19 protein-coding genes are annotated in these 21,145 nt (G+C 71.6%); 7 read left to right on the forward strand and 12 right to left on the reverse strand.

The genetic code is table 11. From position 1 onward, the window contains the following. Positions 1–88: 88 nt before the first annotated feature. Positions 89–1,687, forward strand: coding sequence for an acyl-CoA carboxylase subunit beta (locus tag ACFVTX_RS14010; RefSeq protein WP_386901081.1), 1,599 nt, complete (start codon positions 89–91; stop codon positions 1,685–1,687). A 10-nt stretch (positions 1,688–1,697) separates the two neighbouring features. Next, positions 1,698–1,961 (forward strand): acyl-CoA carboxylase epsilon subunit, encoded by a 264-nt coding sequence (locus ACFVTX_RS14015; protein WP_386901083.1) that lies wholly within the window; start codon positions 1,698–1,700, stop codon positions 1,959–1,961. A gap of 300 nt (positions 1,962–2,261) precedes the next feature. On the opposite strand, the gene ACFVTX_RS14020 is transcribed toward ACFVTX_RS14015, so the two are convergent. From ACFVTX_RS14020 to ACFVTX_RS14035, 4 genes are read right to left on the reverse strand one after another with little or no spacing between them, the layout of a single operon-like run. Further along, positions 2,262–3,296 (reverse strand): hypothetical protein, encoded by a 1,035-nt coding sequence (locus tag ACFVTX_RS14020; RefSeq protein WP_386901085.1) that lies wholly within the window; start codon positions 3,294–3,296, stop codon positions 2,262–2,264. Continuing rightward, positions 3,293–4,603: a sensor histidine kinase gene (locus ACFVTX_RS14025; protein ID WP_386901087.1), complete on the reverse strand. Its 1,311-nt coding sequence runs from the start codon at positions 4,601–4,603 to the stop codon at positions 3,293–3,295. The genes ACFVTX_RS14020 and ACFVTX_RS14025 overlap by 4 nt, the downstream gene beginning before the upstream one ends. Continuing rightward, entirely contained in the window at positions 4,590–5,288 is a 699-nt protein-coding gene (locus ACFVTX_RS14030; RefSeq protein ID WP_386901089.1) for a response regulator, read from the reverse strand. The genes ACFVTX_RS14025 and ACFVTX_RS14030 overlap by 14 nt, the downstream gene beginning before the upstream one ends. Before the next feature lie 20 nt (positions 5,289–5,308). Beyond that, entirely contained in the window at positions 5,309–6,670 is a 1,362-nt protein-coding gene (locus ACFVTX_RS14035; protein WP_386901091.1) for a class I SAM-dependent RNA methyltransferase, read from the reverse strand. Positions 6,671–6,716: 46 nt separating this feature from the next. Here ACFVTX_RS14035 and ACFVTX_RS14040 point away from each other — a divergent pair, with 46 nt between their 5' ends. Further along, positions 6,717–7,370 carry a Maf family protein gene (locus ACFVTX_RS14040; protein WP_386901093.1) on the forward strand — a complete coding sequence of 218 codons (654 nt, stop codon included), beginning with the start codon at positions 6,717–6,719 and terminating at the stop codon, positions 7,368–7,370. Positions 7,371–7,464: 94 nt separating this feature from the next. Further along, positions 7,465–9,237: an acetyl/propionyl/methylcrotonyl-CoA carboxylase subunit alpha gene (locus ACFVTX_RS14045; protein ID WP_386901094.1), complete on the forward strand. Its 1,773-nt coding sequence runs from the start codon at positions 7,465–7,467 to the stop codon at positions 9,235–9,237. A 43-nt stretch (positions 9,238–9,280) separates the two neighbouring features. Here the strand turns inward: ACFVTX_RS14045 and ACFVTX_RS14050 are convergent, their stop codons facing one another. Further along, complete coding sequence (locus tag ACFVTX_RS14050) at positions 9,281–10,789, reverse strand: APC family permease (protein ID WP_386901096.1); 1,509 nt, start codon at positions 10,787–10,789, stop codon at positions 9,281–9,283. Positions 10,790–11,049: 260 nt separating this feature from the next. Between ACFVTX_RS14050 and ACFVTX_RS14055 the strand changes: the two genes are divergently transcribed. Then, complete coding sequence (locus ACFVTX_RS14055) at positions 11,050–12,555, forward strand: nucleobase:cation symporter-2 family protein (RefSeq protein WP_386901098.1); 1,506 nt, start codon at positions 11,050–11,052, stop codon at positions 12,553–12,555. Between the two features lie 182 nt (positions 12,556–12,737). On the opposite strand, the gene ACFVTX_RS14060 is transcribed toward ACFVTX_RS14055, so the two are convergent. Continuing rightward, a complete protein-coding gene (locus ACFVTX_RS14060; RefSeq protein WP_386901100.1) occupies positions 12,738–14,168 on the reverse strand; it encodes an NAD(P)H-quinone dehydrogenase in 1,431 nt (476 codons plus the stop codon). Between the two features lie 84 nt (positions 14,169–14,252). On the opposite strand from ACFVTX_RS14060, the gene ACFVTX_RS14065 reads away from it, so the two are divergent. Further along, entirely contained in the window at positions 14,253–15,080 is an 828-nt protein-coding gene (locus ACFVTX_RS14065; RefSeq protein ID WP_386901102.1) for a purine-nucleoside phosphorylase, read from the forward strand. Positions 15,081–15,127: 47 nt separating this feature from the next. Beyond that, positions 15,128–16,852 (forward strand): phospho-sugar mutase, encoded by a 1,725-nt coding sequence (locus tag ACFVTX_RS14070; protein WP_386901104.1) that lies wholly within the window; start codon positions 15,128–15,130, stop codon positions 16,850–16,852. Between the two features lie 123 nt (positions 16,853–16,975). Here the strand turns inward: ACFVTX_RS14070 and ACFVTX_RS14075 are convergent, their stop codons facing one another. The 6 genes from ACFVTX_RS14075 to ACFVTX_RS14100 all read right to left on the reverse strand — a co-directional run bounded on the left by ACFVTX_RS14075 (position 16,976) and on the right by ACFVTX_RS14100 (position 21,133). Then, positions 16,976–17,260 carry a PTS sugar transporter subunit IIB gene (locus tag ACFVTX_RS14075; RefSeq protein WP_386901106.1) on the reverse strand — a complete coding sequence of 95 codons (285 nt, stop codon included), beginning with the start codon at positions 17,258–17,260 and terminating at the stop codon, positions 16,976–16,978. After that, a complete protein-coding gene (locus ACFVTX_RS14080) occupies positions 17,257–17,712 on the reverse strand; it encodes a PTS sugar transporter subunit IIA (RefSeq protein ID WP_386901107.1) in 456 nt (151 codons plus the stop codon). The genes ACFVTX_RS14075 and ACFVTX_RS14080 overlap by 4 nt, the downstream gene beginning before the upstream one ends. Before the next feature lie 79 nt (positions 17,713–17,791). After that, entirely contained in the window at positions 17,792–18,904 is a 1,113-nt protein-coding gene (locus tag ACFVTX_RS14085; protein ID WP_386901164.1) for an adenosine deaminase, read from the reverse strand. Between the two features lie 103 nt (positions 18,905–19,007). Next, positions 19,008–19,388: a hypothetical protein gene (locus tag ACFVTX_RS14090; RefSeq protein ID WP_386901109.1), complete on the reverse strand. Its 381-nt coding sequence runs from the start codon at positions 19,386–19,388 to the stop codon at positions 19,008–19,010. A 27-nt stretch (positions 19,389–19,415) separates the two neighbouring features. Continuing rightward, entirely contained in the window at positions 19,416–20,720 is a 1,305-nt protein-coding gene (locus ACFVTX_RS14095) for a thymidine phosphorylase (RefSeq protein ID WP_386901111.1), read from the reverse strand. Beyond that, positions 20,717–21,133, reverse strand: coding sequence for a cytidine deaminase (locus tag ACFVTX_RS14100; RefSeq protein WP_386901113.1), 417 nt, complete (start codon positions 21,131–21,133; stop codon positions 20,717–20,719). The genes ACFVTX_RS14095 and ACFVTX_RS14100 overlap by 4 nt, the downstream gene beginning before the upstream one ends. Positions 21,134–21,145: the final 12 nt, after the last annotated feature.

The raw sequence follows: 21,145 nt of genomic DNA on the forward strand, positions 1-21,145 counted from the left end.
GCTTTGTGCGATGTCGTCCAAGTCACGAGCGGATTTGTAGGAATCCGTCAACGAAGTCGGCCGGATGCCCGCCGGTAGAGTGAACGGCGTGACCGAAGCGACTGACGGCCCCGACCTCTCCACCACCGCCGGCAAGCTGGCCGACCTCAAGCTGCGCTACCACGAAGCGGTGACCGCATCGGGTGAGGCGGCGATCGAGAAGCAGCATGCCAAGGGCAAGATGACTGCGCGCGAGCGCATCGCCGAACTCCTCGACCCGGGCTCCTTCGTCGAGCTCGACGAGTTCGTGCGCCACCGCACGCACGCCTTCGGCATGGACGCGAAGCGGCCCTACGGCGACGCCGTCGTCACCGGCACGGGCACGATCCACGGCCGGCAGGTCGCCGTCTACTCGCAGGACTTCACGATCTTCGGCGGCTCGCTCGGCGAGGTCGCCGGCGAGAAGATCATCAAGGTCATGGAGCTCGCGCTGAAGACGGGCGTGCCGATCATCGGCATCCTCGACTCGGGCGGGGCCCGCATCCAAGAGGGCGTGGTCGCCCTCGGCAAGTACGGCGAGATCTTCCGCCGCAACACGCAGGCCTCGGGCGTCATCCCGCAGATCTCGATCATCTGCGGCCCCGCCGCGGGCGGCGCGGTCTACTCCCCCGCCCTCACCGACTTCGTGATCATGGTCGACAAGACGAGCCAGATGTTCGTCACCGGCCCCGACGTCATCAAGACCGTCACCGGCGAGGACGTCGGCATGGAGGAGCTCGGCGGCGCGCTCACCCACAACACCGTGTCGGGCGTCGCGCACTACCTCGCGAGCGACGAGTCCGATGCCCTCGACTACGCGCGGACGCTCATCTCGTTCCTGCCCGACAACAACATGACGGATGCCCCGGTGTACGACGCCGAGGTCGAGCTCGAGATCACCGACGACGACAAGCGCCTCAACACGGTCATCCCCGACTCGCCGAACCAGCCGTACGACATGCACACGGTCATCGAGGGCATCGTCGACCACGGCGACTTCCTCGAGGTGCAGCCGCTCTACGCCCCGAACATCGTCGTCGGCTTCGCCCGCGTCGAGGGGCGCACCGTCGGCATCATCGCGAACCAGCCCTCGCAGATGGCCGGCACCCTCAACATCGCGGCGGGCGAGAAGGCCTCGCGCTTCGTGCGCTTCTGCGACGCGTTCTCCATCCCGATCCTCACCCTCGTCGACGTGCCCGGGTACCTGCCCGGCACCGACCAGGAGTGGACGGGCGTCATCCGCCGCGGCGCGAAGCTGCTGTACGCCTACGCAGAGGCGACGGTGCCGCTCGTGACCGTCATCACGCGCAAGGCGTATGGCGGCGCGTACATCGTCATGGGTTCGAAGCAGCTCGGCGCCGACATCAACCTCGCCTGGCCGACGGCCGAGATCGCGGTGATGGGCGGCCAGGGCGCCGTGAACATCCTCTACCGCGGCGAGATCAAGCGCGCCGAGGAGGCCGGCGAGGACGTCGCGGCCGTGCGCACGAAGCTCGCGAACGAGTACACGTACAACGTGGCCTCGCCGTTCCTCGCTGCCGAGCGCGGCGAGCTCGACGGCGTCATCGAGCCCGCGGCGACCCGCGTCGCCGTGGTGAAGGCGCTGCGCGCCCTCCGCACGAAGCGGGCGAGCCTGCCCGCGAAGAAGCACGGGAACATCCCGCTGTAGGGCGGCGACGATGACAGCACACGACGAGTCCACGCCCGCCATGACGTCCGAGACCGAGGGCGACCCGCGCGCCGCCGAGCTCCGCATCCTCACCCGGTCGGTGAGCGACGAGGAGACCGCCGCGGTCACCGCGGTGCTGCTCGCCGCGGTCGACGCCGAGGAGCCCGACGACGGCGCGGCCGACCCCGGTCGCAACGCCTGGGTGCGCAGCGGCGGCGCGATCCGCAGGCCCGTCGAGGTCGGCCCGGGCCGCTGGGTCGCGTCCGTCCGCTGAACCGCGCGGCACCCGCTGTCCCCCGTTTCACCGAGGCGCGCGCCCTCGGTCGCCTGCGCGCGCCCGCACGACGATGGGCCGCGGCGCGAGGGGGACTACGGGTGTCCCCCGAAATGCTGACTATGCGGGCCGTGCTCAAACGAGCAGTATTGGTACTGCAGGCTCCACGGGAGTCGCCACAGTCTTCGGTCGGGTAACCGATGACTGCTGGGGGCGAGCCGAGGCGATATTCGGGTTATCGCCACGGCTCGGGCTTGAAGGGGGATCGATCGGAGATCGGTCCCCCTTCCTCATTCCCCGTCACGCACGGGCGGCGCGCTCTGGGCGGCGCGGGATCTCCAACCACAGTTCGACCTCGGGTTCGTCGCCGTCGACGGTCCCGGCGCCGGTGCCGTCGATACTGTCGACCAGCCCGACGACCGTGACCGCGGTGGGCGAGCTCTCAGCCGCCGTGCGGACGATCAGCCGGTCGGCGGTCGACGACGCGATGGCCTCGGCCAACCGCGAGAGCACGCGATCGCGTGCCGCCTCGTCGAGGTCGTCGATGCCGCCCTCGTCGAGCAGCGTGACGCCGGCACCGCGCTGCCTCGCTCGCAGGACCTCCGCGCGCACGGCGTCGGTGAGCAGCATCCGCCCCCTGATCTCGTCGCGGACGGTCGCCTCGAGAAGCCGGCACTCGGCCTGCTGCGCCTCGGTGAGCCGTCCGTCGCGGTCGGCGATCCTGCGCAGCATGGGCGCCGCGACGCGGTTCGTGTGCGCGAGCCGCATCCGTCCTTCGAAGAGGTGCGCGTCCTGCGCGGCCTGCCAGGCGGCCGCCTCCCGCTCGGCCTGCGCATAGCGGCGCGTCTCTCGGCCCGCGTTGGTGAGCGCACTCGTCAGCATGTGCGCGATGGCCACCCAGACGAGGCTGCCGATGACGCCGAGCGACCCGAGCGCGAACGGGCCGGCCCAGAGCGCCGTCTGGAGCGCGAGCGCGATCACCCCGACCCATGCGGTGACGAGGCGCCGCCGTGCGGCCGTGATGGTCATGAGGGTGCCGACCGCTGCGACGTACCAGGTCGCGTAGCCGTTGTCGACGTCGGGGTCGAGCTGACTCGTCACGAGGAGCGGCAGCACGAGGCTCACCGCGAGGTCGAAGGCCGCGAGCCAGTCGGGCATGCGAACGCGGCGCGCCGGCCACAGGCTCGCGATCGTCGCGGCGCTGTAGAGCGCGAGCGCGGCGACCGTCGGCCACGGCGAATCGGGCACGTCGAGCGAGTACACGCCGAGGACGACGTGGTACGCCGAGAAGAGCGCGCCGAGCACGAGCAGGAGCCACCGGGGAATGGTGATCATGACGTGCCTCCCGGGTTCTGCGCGCCGCCGCCCGGCCCCGCCGTTCCGCCCGGACCGACCGCCCCGCCGGCGGTCTCCCCGTTGAGCGCCCCGGCCGGCCACGCCAACGTCACCGTCGTGCCGTGCCCGGGCCTCGACGCGATCTCCGAGCTCCCGCCGACGTTCGCCATCCGCTCCTCGATCGAGATGCGGAGCCCGAGCCGTTCGCTCGGCACCGCACCGGGGTCGAAGCCGATGCCGTTATCGGCGACCTCGACGACGCAGCCGCCCGCGCGAACCCCTCTGATGCGGATCTCGCGTCGCGCGCGCCGCCCCGGTTCCTCGGCGTGCTGCACGCTGTTGACCATCGCCTGCACCGATGCGGTGTAGAGGGCGTCGACGACCTCGACGGGCAGCTCGACGCCGCCGGCGTTCACGACCCGAACCGCGAAACTCGTGGTGAAGGTGGTCAGCGCGGCCCGCAAGCGGCGCACGAGCACCGAGAGCCCCACCCGGTCGAAGGCACGCGGCCCGCTCGCGCCGGCCTCGTCGAGCCGGAGCAGCGCGTCCCGCGCCATGCGGGCCGCGAGCTGCTGCTCGCCCTCGCTCCGGGCCGAGGCGGCCGAGAGCAGTGTCGTGAGCACGCTGTCGTGCACGAGCGCGTCGACCTTGACGCGCTCGGTCTCGGTCGCGTGCTGACGCGCCACGAGGTCGTAGCGTTCGAGCGCGGCCTCCTGCGCGGCGTCGACCGATTCGGCGGCCTCACGCAGCATCGTGATGATCGCGAGCACGACGACGCCGAGCACGATGGCGTAGAGCGCGTCGAGCGCGGCGAGGAGCGGCGGGGCCCCTCCGCCGGCCGGTGCGGCGCGGATGACACCGTAGATCGCGGGCACGACGAAGGTGTAGGCCGCCGCCCAGACCGGCGGCAGCGCCACCGCCGCGCACGTGGTCGCGACGGTGCAGAGGTAGTAGAGCCAGGGCGCCGCACCGCCGAGCGCCGCGGTGTCGCTGACGATGAGCGGCCAGACGACGAGGGCGACCGCGTAGAAGCCGGCGAACACGAGGCATGCCGCGCGCACGGCGACCTTCGCGACCGTCGCGACCGCGAGTGCCGCGATGCCGCCGAAGAGCCCCGCCATGAGCGCGGCGCCGGCGCCGACCCCGAGCGCGTCGGCCTGCTCGAGCGCGAACGGCAACGACTGGGCGCCGAAGACGAGGCCGACGACGCCGAGCGCCCGGGCGACGATCGTCTCGATCTGCGCACGCGTGACCGTCGGCCTGCGGCGCTGCGGGAGCCGGGGCGCCCGCCGGTCAGCGGCGGGCATCTCCGCCGTCGCCGTCGAGCCCCGGCAGGATGCCGTCTTCGACGGCGCGCCGCAGCAGATCGACCTTCGTCGGCGCGGGGCGCCCGACCTCGACGTACTTGGCCCTGATGCGGTCGAGGTACTCGCGTGCGGTCGAGTGCGCGATGCCGAGCTGCATCGCGACGGCCTTGAGCGGCAACCCCGACGCGTAGAGGTGCAGCACGTCGCGCTCGCGGCGCCCGAGCTGGGCCTTCGCGAAGTCCCGGTCGGCCTCGATGGCGCTCGCCCACTCGACGTTGTTGAGCACGCCGCCGCCGGCGACGGTCGCGATCGCGCCGATCACCGCCGACATCGGGGAGGCCTTCGGGATGACGCCCGCCGCCCCTGCGGCGAGCGACTCGCGCACCGCGGCGACCCGGTCGGCGATGCTGTGCACGAGCACGGCGCTGCCGGCCGCGAGCACCGCCCGCACGTTCTCGGTCACGGTCGTGCCGTCGCCGAGCGAGAGGTCGAGCACGACGACGTCGCACCCCCGTTCGCCGACGGCTGCGAGCGCGGGCAGCAGCTCGGCCACCCCCGCCGTGTCGGCGACGACCTCGTACCCGGCGGCCTCGCACGCGGCGCGCAGGCCGAGTCGTACCGCCTCGTGGTCGTCGACGATCGCCACCGTCGCCGCAGGCTTCGTCGTCTGCGCGTGCTCCGCCACAGGGCCCCCTTCCCGTCGTTTCACACGATAGCGGTCAGGCGGGCCACCGCCTCGACGTGGTGCGTGTTCGGGAACAGGTCGAACGCGCGGATCGCGTCGAGCCGGTACCCGCGCTCGGCGAAGAGGCCGATGTCGCGGGCGAGGGCCACCGGGTCGCAGGCGACGTAGACGAGCTGGCGCGGCGCGAGCTCGGCGAGGCGCTCGACGACCTGGCGCCCGGCGCCGGAGCGCGGCGGGTCGAGCACGATCGTCGCCGCGCGCAGCCGCTCGCGCTCGGCGGGGCTCGCCGAGGCGGCGAGCTCGCCGAGGTAGCGATCGACCCGGCCGGTCACCGCGCGCGCACCGACCCAGTCGGCGAGGTTCGCACCGGCGTGCTCGGTGGCGCGGGCGTCTGACTCGACGGAGGTGATGCGCACCGTGTCGCCGAAGCGGTCGCCGACGGCGGCGGCGAGGAGGCCGACCCCGCCGTAGAGGTCGTGGTTCGCGGCGCGCGGGTCGAACAGCTCGCCGTCGACCATGCCCTGCACGGCGGCGGTGAGCGTGGCGGCCGCACCGCGGTGCACCTGCCAGAAACCGCCGCGGTCGAGCCGGAACACGCGCTCGCCCACCTGCTCCTCGATGCGCTGCCTGCCGCCGCCGCGCGTCGTCTCGCCGGTGTCGACGACGACCCACGGGTTGCCGAGCGAGGGCGCGAGGAGGTCGACCGCCTGCGCCCCCGCGAAGCGTTCGTCGAGCGGCGCGAGGTGCGCGAGCTCGGGCACGGCGAGGGGCAGGGATGACACGGGCACGACCCGGTGGCTCCGTGCCGCGTACGGACCGACGCGACCCTCGGCGTCGACGTGCAGCCGCACGCGGGTGCGCCACCCCGTGCCGAGCTCGGAGTCGGCGCCGGGCGCGAGCGCCGGGTCGACGGCCTCGACCTCGACGGCCTCGTCGACACCGCCGAAGCGGGCGAGTGCGTCGGCGAGCACCTCGGCCTTGAGCGCGCGCTGGCGGCCCATCCCGATGTGGCCGAACTCGGCGCCGCCGGCGCGGCGTTCGGGGGCGCGGTCGACCCCGGCCTCGGCCCAGGGGTGCTCGCGGCGATCGGGCGAGGCATCCAGCACCTCGACCGTCTCGGCGCGCCAGAACTTCGCCTTCGCATCGTCGCTCACGCGGGCGCGGACGCGTTCGCCCGGGATCGCGTCGGCGACGAAGACGACACGGCCCTCGTGGCGGGCGACGGCGACGCCGCCGTGGGCGATCCGCTCGACGTCGAGCTCGAGCACCGGCCCGTCGGTCCGCGGTTCTGCGGGGGCGGGGCGGGCGGCACGGGGTGCGGCGGTCTGCGGGCGCGTCGGACGGCGGCGCGCGCGATTGCCGCGACGATCGGGGTTCACCATGCTTCGAGCATTCCACAGCCCCGCTGTGTGCGGGCAGGATGGAGGCATGCGCCTCTACCTCGCCTCGACCTCCCCCGCACGGCTCCAGACCCTGCGGGCGGCGGGCATCGAACCGATCGCGCTGCCGCCGGGCGTCGACGAGGAGGCCGCGGTCGCGGCCCGCGAGGCCGAGGTCGGGCCGCTGCCGGCACCCGAGATGGTGCAGCTGCTCGCGCGGGCGAAGGCCGAGGCGCTCGTCGGCGCGACGCACGAGGGCGGCCCCATCGACGGGCTCATCCTCGGCGGCGACTCGGCGTTCCTCACGGGCGGCGCGATCCATGGCAAACCGCACACGCCCGCGGTGGCGAAGGCGCGCTGGCTCGCGCAGAACGGCGGCCACGGCGACCTGTGGTCGGGGCACTGGTTGATCGACCACCGCGGCGGCGAGGTGCGCGGGGCCGTCGGCCGGGCGGACATGGCGACGGTGCGCTTCGCGGCACTCGACGAGGCGGAGATCGACGCCTACGTCGCGACGGGCGAACCGCTGTTCGTCGCCGGCGCGTTCACGGTCGACAGCCTGGGCGGGCCGTTCATCCGCCGGGTCGAGGGCGACCCGTCGACCGTCGTCGGCCTCTCGCTGTCGACGCTGCGCGACCTCGTCCGCGAGCTCGGCGTCGAGTGGACCTCCCTCTGGAATCGCGTGGGCGCCGACGCGGGGTGATCCACCGCGTTTGTCGTCTGCCGCAAGAGACATCCATTCATTTTGTGGAGGTCACCCAAAGCGGTGGGGGCGCATCCCAATAGGCTTGGGAACTATGCCGCGTATCACCAAGGTCCTCATCGCCAACCGTGGAGAGATCGCCGTCCGCGTGATCCGCGCCGCCCGCGACGCCGGCATCGGCTCGGTCGCGGTCTACGCCGACCAGGACCGCGACGCCCGCCACGTGAAGCTCGCCGACGAGGCGTACGCCCTCGACGGCTCGACGAGCGCCGAGACCTACCTCGTCATCGACAAGATCCTCTCGGTCGCCCGCCGCTCCGGCGCCGACGCCGTGCACCCCGGCTACGGCTTCCTCGCCGAGAACCCCGACTTCGCCCGCGCCGTCATCGCCGCCGGCCTCATCTGGATCGGCCCCTCCCCCGAGGCGATCGAACGCCTCGGCGACAAGGTCTCCGCGCGGCACGTCGCCGAGAAGGTCGGCGCCCCGCTCGCACCGGGCACGCTCAACCCCGTCGCGGATGCCTCGGAGGTCCTCGAATTCGTCGACGTCCACGGCCTGCCCGTGGCGATCAAGGCCGCCTTCGGCGGCGGCGGCCGCGGCCTCAAGGTCGCCCGCACCCGCGAAGAGGTGCCCGAGCTCTTCGAGTCCGCCACCCGCGAGGCGGTCGCCGCCTTCGGCCGCGGCGAGTGCTTCGTCGAGAAGTACCTCGACAAGCCCCGCCACGTCGAGACCCAGTGCCTCGCCGACGAGCACGGCAACGTCGTCGTCGTCTCGACGCGCGACTGCTCGCTGCAGCGCCGCCACCAGAAGCTCGTCGAGGAGGCGCCTGCGCCGTTCCTCTCGGAGGCCCAGATCGAGGCACTGTACGCCTCGTCGAAGGCCATCCTCAAGGAGGTCGGCTACGTCGGCGCCGGCACCTGCGAGTTCCTCATCGGCCAGGACGGCACCGTCTCCTTCCTCGAGGTGAACACCCGCCTCCAGGTCGAGCACCCCGTCTCGGAAGAGGTCACCGGCCTCGACCTCGTGCGCGAGCAGTTCCGTCTCGCCGAGGGCGGCGTCCTCGACTACGACGACCCCGAGACGACCGGGCACTCCATCGAGTTCCGCATCAACGGCGAAGACCCCGGTCGCGGCTTCCTCCCGGCCCCGGGCCCCATCCACCAGCTCCGCTTCCCCGGCGGCCCCGGCATCCGCGTCGACTCGGGCGTGACGAGCGGCGACGAGATCTCGGGCGCGTTCGACTCGCTGCTCGCGAAGCTCATCGTGACCGGCAAGGACCGCGCCGAGGCGCTCTCCCGCGCCCGCCGCGCCCTCGACGAGTTCGAGGTCGCAGGGCTCCCGACCGTGCTGCCGTTCCACCGCGACATCGTGAACAACCCGGCGTTCGCCCCGTCGGGCGACGAGCCGTTCTCGATCTACACCCGCTGGATCGAGACCGAGTACGACAACCCGCTCGAGCCGTGGTCGGGCGAGCTCGAGGCGACCGCCGGCCCCGCCGCCCGCGCGAACGTCGTCGTCGAGGTCGCGGGTCGCCGCATCGAGGTCAGCCTGCCGAAGCGGCTCGCGGGCGGAGCATCCACCGGCTCGCGCACCGCCGGCCCCGCACCGCGACGCCGCAGCGCCTCGCACGCCGTCGACACCGGCACCGGCGACGCCGTGAAGGCGCCCATGCAGGCGACGGTCGTGAAGGTCGCCGTCGCCGAGGGCGACAAGGTCGTCAAGGGCGACCTCGTGCTCGTGCTCGAGGCCATGAAGATGGAGCAGCCCATCGTCGCCCACAAGGACGGCGTCATCGGCTCCGTCAACGCCGAGGCCGGCGCGACCGTCTCGAGCGGGCACCTGCTGCTCTCGATCGCCGACGCCTGACCCGCGCTGCGCCGCCTGAGCGGCGCCTCCTGACCTCGACGGCTCAGGGCTCAGTGGAGCCCTGGGCCGTCGGCAGTTCGACCTCGCTCACGCTGCCCGCCATGCGCGAGTGCCGGCGGCCGTAGAGCAGGTAGATGAGGATGCCGATCACGAGCCACACGAGGAACCGCACCCACGTCAGCGTCGTCAGGTTGAACATCAACCAGAGGCAGAGCGCCGCCGAGAGGATCGGCAGCACGGGCGACCACGGCACCTTGAAGCCGCGCGGCAGGTCGGGGCGGGTGCGCCGCAGCACGACGATGCCGATCGACACGAGCACGAACGCCGAGAGCGTGCCGATGTTGATCATCTCCTCCAGCAGCCCCACGTCGGTGAACGCGGCCACGAACGCCACCAGGGTGCCCGCGATGATCTGCACGCGCGCAGGGGTCTTCGTGTGCTCGGTCGTCTTCGACAGCCAACGCGGCAGCAGCCCGTCGCGGCTCAGCGCGAACACGATGCGGGAGAGGCCCAGCAGGATGATCATGATCACCGTCGTGAGGCCCGCGAGCGCGCCGAGCGAGATGACCGCCGACGCCCAGTCCTGCCCGACGAGGCGGAACGCGGTCGCGAGCGAGGGCGTCTCCTCTTCGGCGAGCTCCTGGTACGACACCATGCCCGTCATCACGATCGAGACCAGCACGTAGAGCAGCGTCACGATGGCGAGGCCGATGAAGATGCCGCGCGGCAGGGTCCGCTGCGGGTTGCGCACCTCCTCGGCGCTCGTGGCGACGACGTCGAAGCCGATGAAGGCGAAGAACACGAGTGCCGCCGCCGCGAGCATGCCGAAGACGCCGTACTGCGCCGGAGCCGCCCCCGTCGCCCAGGAGAAGAGCGACTGCGTCCACACGTCGGTCGCGCCGCCCTCGGTCGGCACCGCCTCGGGGATGAACGGGGTGAAGTTCGACGCCTGCACGAAGAAGAAGCCGACGACGATGACGAACACGACGATCGCGACCTTGATGATCGTGAACACCGCGCCGACGCGCGCGGTGAGCTTCGTGCCGGCGACGAGGAGCGCCGTGAACACCGCGACGACGAGGAAGGCCGGCCAGCTCACCGTGAGCCCGCCGATCTCGAACGTCGCGGGGAACGGCAGGCCGAACGCGAGCAGCGCCTCACTGAGGTAGACGCCCCAGTACTTCGCGAGCACCGCGGCCGCGGTGAACAGCTCGAGGATGAGGTCCCAGCCGATGATCCAGGCGAGGAGCTCCCCCATCGTCGCGTAGGTGAAGGTGTACGCGCTGCCCGCGACCGGCACGGTCGAGGCGAACTCGGCGTAGCACATGATCGCGAGCCCGCACGTGACGGCCGCGAGCACGAAGGAGACGATGACGCTCGGCCCCGCGAAGTTCGCGGCGGCCTGCGCCCCGACCGAGAAGATGCCGGCGCCGACCGCGACCGCGATGCCCATGAGCGCCAGGTCCCAGGTGCCGAGCGAGCGTTTGAGACTGCGCTCCTCGTCGTGCGAATCGGCGATCGACGCCTCGACGGACTTCACTCGCAGGTTCATCGTCGACCCCCAGACCTCGGCACCGCCCCCGCGGCACCTGCTGGACACAGCGTACGGGAACCTTGACAGCGCGACATCTAACTGATTCACTCTTCTCACTCGTCGGAATGATATTTCCGCTAGTCGGAATCATCTTCCTCGGCAAGGGCGCCGGCTCTCTCGTCGGCGCAACGTGCAACCTCGGCTCGTGTCCCCACCCACGGCCCCGGTCAAGACACATGCGGTCCACCGCATCAACAGCAACCGACACAGAGGAACCCATGGGACGCAAGCACCCCGCCACGACGGCGCAGACCACCACCCGCCCGGAGGACGAACGGCTCGGCATCGGCCCGAGCTTCGCCTACGGCTTCCAGCACGTTCTGACCATGTACGGCGGCATCATCGCACCGCCGCTCGTGATCGGCCAGGCCGCAGGCCTCAGCCAGCTCGAGATCGGCGTGCTCATCGCGAGCGCCCTCTTCATCGGCGGCCTCGCGACCCTGCTGCAGACCATCGGCATCCCGTTCTTCGGCTCGCAGCTGCCGCTCGTGCAGGGCGTCTCCTTCGCGGGCGTCGCGACGATGCTCGCGATCCTCTCGGGCGGCGGCGGGCTCCCCGCGGTGTTCGGCGCGATCATCGCCTCGGCCGTCATCGGCGTGATCATCGCGCCGTTCTTCGCGATGATCGTGCGGTTCTTCCCGCCGGTCGTGACCGGCGTCGTGATCACCTCCATCGGCCTCACGCTGATCCCCGTCGCCGGCACCTGGGCGATGGGCGGGGCCGGCGCCGAGGACTTCGGCGACCCCGCCAACATCGGCCTCGCGGGCATCGCGCTGCTGTTCATGGTGCTGCTCACGAAGTTCGGCACGCCGGCGATCGCCCGGCTCGCGATCCTCATCTCGCTCGTGCTCGCGACGATCGTCGCCGCGTTCTTCGGCAAGGTCGACTTCGCCGAGGCGGTCGAGGGGCCGATCTTCGCCGTGCCGATGCCGTTCCAGTTCGGCCTGCCGACCTTCGAGCCGGCCGCGATCATCTCGATGCTCATCGTCGTGCTCGTGACGTTCACCGAGACCACCGCGGACATCCTCGCCGTCGGCGAGGTCGTCGGCACCAAGGTCGACTCGAAGCGCATCGCCGCGGGCCTGCGCGCCGACATGCTCTCGAGCGCGGTCTCGCCCGTGTTCAACTCGTTCACCCAGAGCGCCTTCGCGCAGAACGTGGGGCTCGTGGCGATCACCAAGGTGAAGAGCCGTTGGGTCGTCGCCGCCGGCGGCATCGTGCTCGTCCTCCTCGGTGTGCTGCCGGTGCTCGGCCGCATCGTCGCGGCGATCCCGACCCCGGTGCTCGGCGGCGTGGGCGTCGCCCTCTTCGGCACGGTCGCGGCGAGCGGCATCGCGACCCTCGCCAAGGTCGACTACAAGAACAACCTGAACCTGATCATCGTGGCGATCTCGCTCGCCTTCGGCATGCTGCCGGTCGTGCTGCCCGACTTCTACCACGCCTTCCCGACCTGGTTCCAGATCATCTTCCACTCGGGCATCAGCTCGGCGACGATCATGGCGGTGCTGCTGAACGTACTGTTCAACCACGTGGTCCGCCGCTCGAACTCGCGGGGCGACCGCAACGCGTTCATCGCCGGGGCGGGCCGCACCGTTCCCGAGGAGGCGCTCGACGCCCTCGAGGAAGGCGACTACTACGTCGGCGGCAAGCTCATCGACAAGGACGGCACCGAGATCACCGTCGTCCCGACCGGCTCGATCCCCGCGATCGACCCGCATCACTGACACCGCCCCGCCCCGCTGGGGCACATCGGAATTCAGGAGGTTGCGGTGGTGGGCGTCGTGACCGTCTGAAGACGGAACGGGATCACGCGATATCGCGTGATCCCGTTCCTGATTCCTGCACTCGATGTCGACGTGCACCGCACCGTGCTCGTCGTGGAGTCGGCGCGACGCGCACCGACGGCTCAGCGCACGACGTGCATCGCCCTCGCCGCATCGGTCAGCGATCCGCTGAGCGACGGGTACACGGGGAACGCCTCGGCGAACTGGTCGACCGTCAGCCGGTGCTCGACCGCGAGGGCGAGCGGGAAGATCAGCTCGGAGGCCTTCGGTGCGACGATCACGCCGCCGATGATCGAGCCCGAACCGCTCGAGGCGAAGAGCTTCACGAAGCCCTCGCGGATGCCCATCATCTTCGCGCGCGGGTTCGACGCGAGCGGCAGCTTGTAGACGACGCCGGGCACGACGCCCTCCTCGATCTCCTTCTCCGTCCAGCCGACCGTGGCGATCTCGGGCTGCGTGAAGATGTTCGAGGTGATGTTGCGGTTCTCGGGCGGGTTCACGATGTCGCCCATCGCGTGGAGCACGGCCGTGCGGCCCTGCATCGAGGCGACCGAGGCGAGCGGCATGAACGTCGTGCAGTCGCCCGCGGCGTAGATGTTCGGGATCGACGTGCGCGCCACCCGGTTCACCCGGATGTGGCCCGACTCGGCGAGCTGCACGCCCGCCTGCTCGAGCCCGATCTCACGGGTGTTCGGCACCGAACCGACCGCCATGAGGCAATGCGTGCCGCGCACCTCGCGACCGTCGCTCAGCGTCGCGACGACGGAGTCGCCGTCGCGCACGACCGATTCGGCGCGCGACTTGTTGAGGACCTTCACGCCGTTGCGCTTGAAGACCTTCTCGATGACGGATGCCGCGTCCGCGTCTTCGCCCGGGAGCACCTGATCGCGGCTCGAGATGAGGGTGACCTTTGCGCCGAGCGCCCGGTACGCCGAGGCGAACTCGGCGCCCGTGACGCCCGAGCCGACGACGATGAGGTGCTCGGGCACCTGCTGCAGCGAGTAGAGCTGGGTCCACGTGAGGATGCGTTCGCCGTCGGGCACCGCGGTCGGCAGCACGCGCGGCGTCGCGCCGACCGAGAGCACGAGCGTGTCGGCCTCGATGCGGTCGAAGTCGGTGCCGCCCTTCGCGGTCGAGACGATGACGGCGTTCGGCCCGTCGAGCCGGCCCTCGCCGTGGACGAGGTGCACGCCGGCCTCGAGGAGGTTCGAGCGCATGTCGTCGGACTGCTGTGCGGCGAGCCCGAGGAGACGCTTGTTGACGGCGGCGAGGTTGATCGCGACCTGCGGCTTCACGGCCTTGTCGGCCGCGCCCTTCGCGTAGAACTGCACGCCGAGGTCGGCGGCCTCCTTCACGGCGTTCGAGGCTTCCGCGGTGGCGATGAGCGACTTCGAGGGGACCACGTCGGTGAGCACCGCCGAGCCGCCGACGCCGGCGCGCTCGACGAGCGTGACCTCGGCCCCGAGCTGGGCGGCGGCGAGGGCGGCTTCGTACCCGCCCGGACCACCCCCGAGGACGGCGATCCGTTGCGTGCGCTCGAACTCGTAGGACATGCTCATATTCTGTCAGTGTCGCGGGTACGGCCAGCACATGAGCAGCACCGTGCCGAAGCATCCCACCCGTTCTAGAGTGGGGGGATGCACGATGCGAACCCGCTTGACGACCCCACCGCCGACCCGTTCGAAGTGGCCGCGCAGGCCGCAGAGAAGATCGCCGAACTCACCGGCGTCCCCCGTCACGACATCGCGCTGACGCTCGGCAGCGGCTGGGGCCGCGCGGCCGAGCTCATCGGCGAGACGACGCACACGATTCCCGCGACCGAGGTGCCGGGGTTCTCGAAGCCCGCGCTCGAGGGCCACGTCGGCACGCTGCGCTCGGTGCTGCTGCCGAGCGGCAAGCGCGCGCTCGTGATCGGCGCGCGCACCCACTACTACGAGAACCACGGCGTGCGCCGAGTCGTGCACTCGGTGCGCACCGCCGCCGCGACGGGCGCGACCACGATGATCCTCACCAACGGCGCCGGCGGCATCAAGCCGCACTGGAAGCCGGGGACCCCCGTGCTCATCAGCGACCACCTCAACCTCACGGCCGACTCGCCGCTCGAGGGCGCGACCTTCATCGACCTCACCGACCTCTACTCGCAGCGGCTGCGCGACCTCGCGCACACGATCGACCCCGAACTCGACGAGGGCGTGTACTGCCAGTTCCGCGGTCCGCACTACGAGACCCCGGCCGAGGTGCAGATGGCGAAGGCCATGGGCGGCCACATCGTCGGCATGTCGACCGCGCTCGAGGCGATCGCCGCGCGCCAGGCCGGCATGGAGGTGCTCGGCATGTCACTCATCACGAACCTCGCCGCCGGCATCCAGGAGACGCCGCTGAGCCACGCCGAGGTGATCGAGGCCGGTCAGGCGGCCGAGCCCGTCATCAGCGCGCTGCTCGCGAAGATCGTCGCCGCGCTCTGAGCGCGCCGCTGAAGCCCAGCGCACCCCGCTGAAGGAAGGACCGACGGATGTCGCATGAACTCGATGCCCGTGACGCCGAGCGCGTCGCCCGAGCCGAGGCCTGGATCGCCCAGGACCCCGACCCCGAGACCCGCGAGGAGCTCGCCGCGATCGTCGAGTCGGTGCGCGGCGGCGACACGGCGGCGGCCGACGACCTCGCCGACCGTTTCGACGCGCGCCTCGCGTTCGGCACCGCCGGCCTCCGCGGCGAGATCGCAGCGGGCCCGAACCGGATGAACCGGGTGCTCGTCTCGCAGGCGGCCGCGGGTCTCGCCGCGTACCTCCTCGAGCACGCGGCTCCCGGCACGACCCCCTCGGTCGTGATCGGCTACGACGGCCGCAAGAACTCCGCGGTGTTCGCGCGCGACTCGGCCGAGCTCATGGCGGGCGCCGGCGTCCGCGCGATCCTGCTGCCGCGGCTGCTGCCGACGCCCGTGCTCGCGTTCGCCGTGCGCCACTTCGGCACCTCGGCGGGCGTCATGGTGACGGCCTCCCACAACCCGCCGAACGACAACGGCTACAAGGTCTACCTCGGCGGCGAGCATCACGGTTCGCAGATCGTCGCGCCCGCCGACGCCGAGATCGCCGAGCACATCCTGCGCGTCGCGTCGTCGTCGACCGTGGGCGAGCTGCCGCGCGGCGAGGCCCTGATCGCGACCGAGGAGGTCGTCGACGAGTACGTGCGGCAGACGGCCGCGAGCGCCGCCCCCGGCACCCCCGCCGCGCAGCCGCGGGTCGTCTACACGGCGATGCACGGCGTCGGCTGGGAGACCGCGGCGCGCGTGCTCGAGACGGCCGGCTTCGACGCGCCGTCGCTCGTCGAGGCGCAGATCGCGCCCGATGCCGCCTTCCCGACGGTCGCGTTCCCGAACCCCGAGGAGCCCGGTGCGATGGACCTCTCCTTCGCCCGCGCACGCGAGGTCGATGCCGAGCTCATCGTCGCGAACGACCCCGACGCCGACCGACTCGCGATCGCGATCCCCGACGCCTCGGCACCGGGCGGCGAGGGCTATCGCCGGCTCACGGGCAACGAGGTCGGCCTCACGCTCGGCTGGCTCGCCGCACGGCGTGCCGTCGACGCCGCGACGGGCGACCGAGGGCCGAGCGGTTCGCTCGCGTGCTCGATCGTCTCCTCCCCCGGCCTCGAGGCGGTCGCCCGCGCGTACGGCTTCGACTTCGAAGCCACCCTGACCGGTTTCAAGTGGATCTCGCGCGCGCCCGGCCTCGTGTTCGGTTTCGAGGAGGCGCTCGGCTACCTCGTGAACCCCGAGGTCGTGCGCGACAAGGACGGCATCTCGGCCGCCGCCGCCTTCCTCTCGCTCGCGGCCTCGCTCAAGGCCGAGGGCAAGACGGTCGCCGATCACCTCGACGACTTCGTCGAGCGATTCGGATGCCACGCCTCCGGCCAGATCTCAATCCGCGTCACCGACCTCTCCCGCATCGCCCAGGTCATGGCGCGCCTGCGCGCCGCACCCCCGGCCTCGGTCGGCGGCATCCGCGTCGAGCGCATCGAGGACCTCGCAGCAGGCTTCGGCGAGCTGCCCCCGTCCGACGTGCTGCGCATCGTGCTCGACGGCGGCGCTCGGGTGATGGTCCGCCCGAGCGGCACCGAGCCGAAGCTCAAGGTCTACCTCGACGCCGTGTCCGAGCAGGGCACGGTCGCCGAGCGTCGCGCCGCAGCAGCGGCGACGATCGCCGCGCTCGAGGCGGGCATGCGCGAACTCGTCGCGTAGGGCTGCGCCCGGGCGCGCGCCACGCGCAACGCACTGAACCCCGATTCCGCGTCTGAGGACGCACGGATCGGGGTTCAGTCGTCGAAACGGGGTTCAGTACCGCGGTAGCGCAGTGCCGGCGCGTCAGCCGAGCGAGCGCTCGAGGAGCTGCGAGATCTCGTCGACGTCGAAGTAGTTCGTCACCTCGACGACCTCGGCGAAGCTCGTGCCGATCGCGTCGCGCACCGCCTCGGCGAGTTCGCTCGAGGTCAGGATGACCTGTGCGTCGGCCGCGGCGACCGCGATGCCGGCGAGATCGCTCGCGTCGACGTCGGCCGAGAGGTCGAGCCGTTCGAGGGCGCGCTCGGCGTTGACCTTGAGGATGGCGGAGGTGCCGATGCCGGCGCCGCACACCGCGACGATCTTCATTCGCTGCCTCCGTCGATGCCGAAGATGCCGCGCACCTCGGCCGCATCGGCCGCGCCGGCGATCCGGTCGATCGCGTCGGGATCGTTGAACACGTTCGCGAGGTTCGCGACGGAGGCCACGTGCTCCTCCGCGTTCGAGACGGCGAGCCCGACGACGACCCGCACCGGGTCGTTGTGCGGGTGCCCGAAGGCGACCGGCTCGGCGAGCGTCACGACGGCGAGCCCCTCACGGCGCACATCGCCGCCCGGGCGGGCGTGTGCGAGCGCGAGACCCGGGGCGATCACGATGTAGGCGCCGAACTCCTCGATGACGGCGATCATGCGGTCGGCGTACTCGTCGCGCGTCGCACCCGAGCGCGCCAGCGCACGCCCCGCCTCGCGCACGGCGCTTCGCCAGTCGTCGGCACGCGCACCGATCACGACGGCCTCGTCGGGCAGCGGGGGCAGGTTCATGTCGGATCCGTTCGGGAGCGTCACGGCGGGCGGCGGAGGCCCGTGGCATCCGCCGCCCGTCTGCGACGTCGAGGTGTCGTCAGGCTTCGTCGAAGCCGTCTTGGATGAGCTCGGCGAGCTCGTCGCGGTCGTCGAGCGGCAGGAAGGCCGCCGCCGCCGCGTTGAGCTGGAACGTCTCGAGGTCGTCGAGGTCGTAGCCGAAGGCGTCGCTCAGCAGCGCCAGCTCGCGGGTGAGGCTCGTGCCCGACTGCAGGCGGTTGTCGGTGTTCACCGTCACCCGGAAGCCGAGCTGGTAGAGCAGGTCGAAGGGGTGGTCGATGAGCTCGTCGCCCCACGCGGCGATCGCGCCGGTCTGCAGGTTCGACGACGGGCTCGTCTCGAGGGCGATCTCGCGGTCGCGCACCCACTGCGCGACCGGACCGAGCGAGACGTAGGTGTTCTCGTCGTCCTGGCGCTCGATGAGGAGGTCTTCGGCGATGCGCACGCCGTGGCCGAGACGCAGGGCACGGCCGTCGAAGAGGGCGCTGCGGATCGACTCGAGACCGTCGGCCTCGCCCGCGTGCACCGTGACGGGCATGAACTGGCTCGCGAGGTAGTCGAACGCGGTGCGGTGCCGGCTCGCCGGGAACCCGGCCTCTGCGCCCGCGATGTCGAAGCCGACGACGCCGCGGTCGCGGTGGCGCACCGCGAGTTCGGCGATCTCGAGGCCGCGGTCGGCGTGACGCATCGCGGTGATCAGCTGGCCGGTGCGGATGCCGCCGCCCTGGCTGCGCACCTCGTCGGCGCCCTGTTCGAGGCCCTCCTGCACGGCCTCGACCGCCTCGTCGAGCGTGAGCCCGCGCGTGAGGTGCTGCTCGGGCGCCCACCGGATCTCGCCGTAGATGACGCCGTCGGCCGCGAGGTCGTGCACGAACTCTCGGGCGATGCGCGAGAGGCCCGCGCGGGTCTGCATGACCGCCGTCGTGAGGTCGAAGGTCTTCAGGTACTCGACCAGCGAACCGGAGTTCGACTGCTCGGTGAACCAGGCGGCGAGGCCGTCGGCGTCGGCCGCCGGAACCTCGAGACCGAGCTCATCGGCGAGTTCGATGAGGGTCTGCGGACGCAGCCCCCCGTCGAGGTGGTCGTGCAGCGAGATCTTGGGCAGGGCCTGAATGTTCGTGCCGTCGCCCTCGAGCCGGTACTCCGTCGGAATCGTGTTCACGTGACAACGATAGCGGCGAGACCGCCGCGAAGTCTCGGCAATTTCCAAGCGTGAAGGGATGCCTCGCTGCAGAGGACCGCCGAGGCAGCCCGATTCACGCGGCAGCGAAGAGCGAAGCGGTCGACCCGAAGACGCTCGCGAGGAAGCTCGGCAGCAGGGTCAGACCGATCAGGAAGCCGGGCAGGCAGATCACCGCGGAGACGATGCCCCACCGCATGCTCGCCCGCTCGCCGAGGCGAACGGCCCAGATCGCACCGATCACCGCGAGCGGCAGCAGCACGAGACACGAGCCCCACATCCCGAGCAGCCAGCTCAGACCGCCCCAGTTGTCGACGTTCGCCAGGAACCCGAGCCAGCCGACCGGGTGCACGAGATACGGCAGCCCGACGAACCACGGCACGAGCGCGCGCCGTCGCCGCACCGTGCGCCGCCGAGCCGCTTCTTCGGCGGCAGCCTCGGGAGCGAGCGGTCGCACGCTCTCCCGCACGGTGCGCCGCGCGGGTCAGCGCCCGATGCGGTCGGCGATCAGCGGACCGCCGTCGAGGATCTCGTCGCCCTCGTCGCCGATGCGCCACGCACCCTCGACGGCCTCGAGCGCACGCTCGAACCGAGCGGGTTCGTCGGCGTGCAGGGTGAACAGCGGCTGCCCCGCCCGTACGACGTCGCCGGGCTTCGCGTGCAGGTCGATGCCCGCGGCGTGGTGCACCGGGTCCTGCTTGCGGGCGCGGCCCGCGCCGAGGCGCCAGGCGCCGATGCCGAAGGGCAGGGCCTGCTGCTCGACGAGCACCCCGTCGCGGTCGGCGGTCACGACGTGCTGTTCGCGCGCGACGGGCATCGCCGCGTCGGGGTCGCCGCCCTGGGCGACGACGAATCGCCGCCACACGTCCATCGCGCGGCCGTCGTCGAGCGCGGCCTCCACGTCGGCGTCGGGTTGCCCGGCGAGGGCGAGCATCTCGCGGGCGAGCTCGATCGTGAGTTCGCGCACATCTGCGGGGCCGCCGCCTGCGAGCACCTCGACCGATTCGCGCACCTCGTTGGCGTTGCCGATGGTGAGGCCGAGCGGCACGTTCATGTTCGTGATGAGGGCGCTCGTCGCGACACCGGCGTCCTCGCCGAGTTCGACCATGGTGCGGGCGAGCTCGCGCGAACGTTCGATGTCCTGGAGGAACGCGCCGGAGCCGAACTTGACGTCGAGCACGAGCGCGCTGGTGCCCTCGGCGATCTTCTTCGACATGATCGACGAGGCGATGAGCGGGATCGCCTCGACGGTGCCGGTGATGTCGCGCAGCGCGTAGAGCTTCTTGTCGGCGGGTGCGAGGCCCGCGCCGGCCGCGCAGATCACGCCGCCGACGTCGCGCAGCTGCGCGAACATCTCGTCGTTGGTGAGGTCGGCCCGCCAACCCGGGATCGACTCGAGCTTGTCGAGCGTGCCACCCGTGTGGCCGAGGCCGCGGCCCGAGAGCTGCGGCACCGCGACGCCGAAGGCGGCGACGAGCGGCATGAGGGGCAGGGTGATCTTGTCGCCCACGCCGCCGGTGGAGTGCTTGTCGCTCGTGGGCTTCCCGAGGCCCGAGAAGTCCATGCGCTCGCCCGAGGCGATCATCGCCATCGTCAGGTCGCGGATCTCGCGGCGGGTCATCCCGTTGAGGAAGATCGCCATCGTCATGGCCGACATCTGCTCGTCGGCGACGTAGCCGCGGGTGTATGCGTCGACGAGCCAGGCGATCTCGGGCGAGGTCAGCTCGCGGCGGTCGCGCTTGCCTCGGATGAGGTCGACGGCGTCGAAGGGCTCGATGGCGGTGGTCATGCTTCTCCTCGGAATTCTGCGAGCTGGCGCGGGCCGAACGCGTCGGGCAGCACCTCGTCGATGGTCTTGAGGCCCGACACGGTGTCGAGCACCATGCCCTCGGCCGAGTGCTCGTAGAGCAGCTGGCGGCAACGGCCGCACGGCATGAGCGTCGCGCCGTGCCCGTCGACGCAGGTGAAGGCGACGAGCTTGCCGCCGCCCGACATGATGAGCGCCGACACGAGCGAGCACTCGGCGCAGAGGGTCACCCCGTACGAGGCGTTCTCGACGTTGCAGCCGCTCACGACGCGCCCGTCGTCGACGATCGCCGCCGCGCCCACCGGGAACTCGGAGTACGGCACGTACGCCTTCGCCATCGCTTCGCGGGCGCGCTCGCGCAGACCCTGCCAGTCGATCGCATCCGTCGCGGTCATGTTGCTCCCCCG

The sequence above is a fragment of the Agromyces sp. NPDC058136 genome (assembly GCF_042884375.1).
In the GTDB taxonomy this organism is placed as follows: domain Bacteria; phylum Actinomycetota; class Actinomycetes; order Actinomycetales; family Microbacteriaceae; genus Agromyces.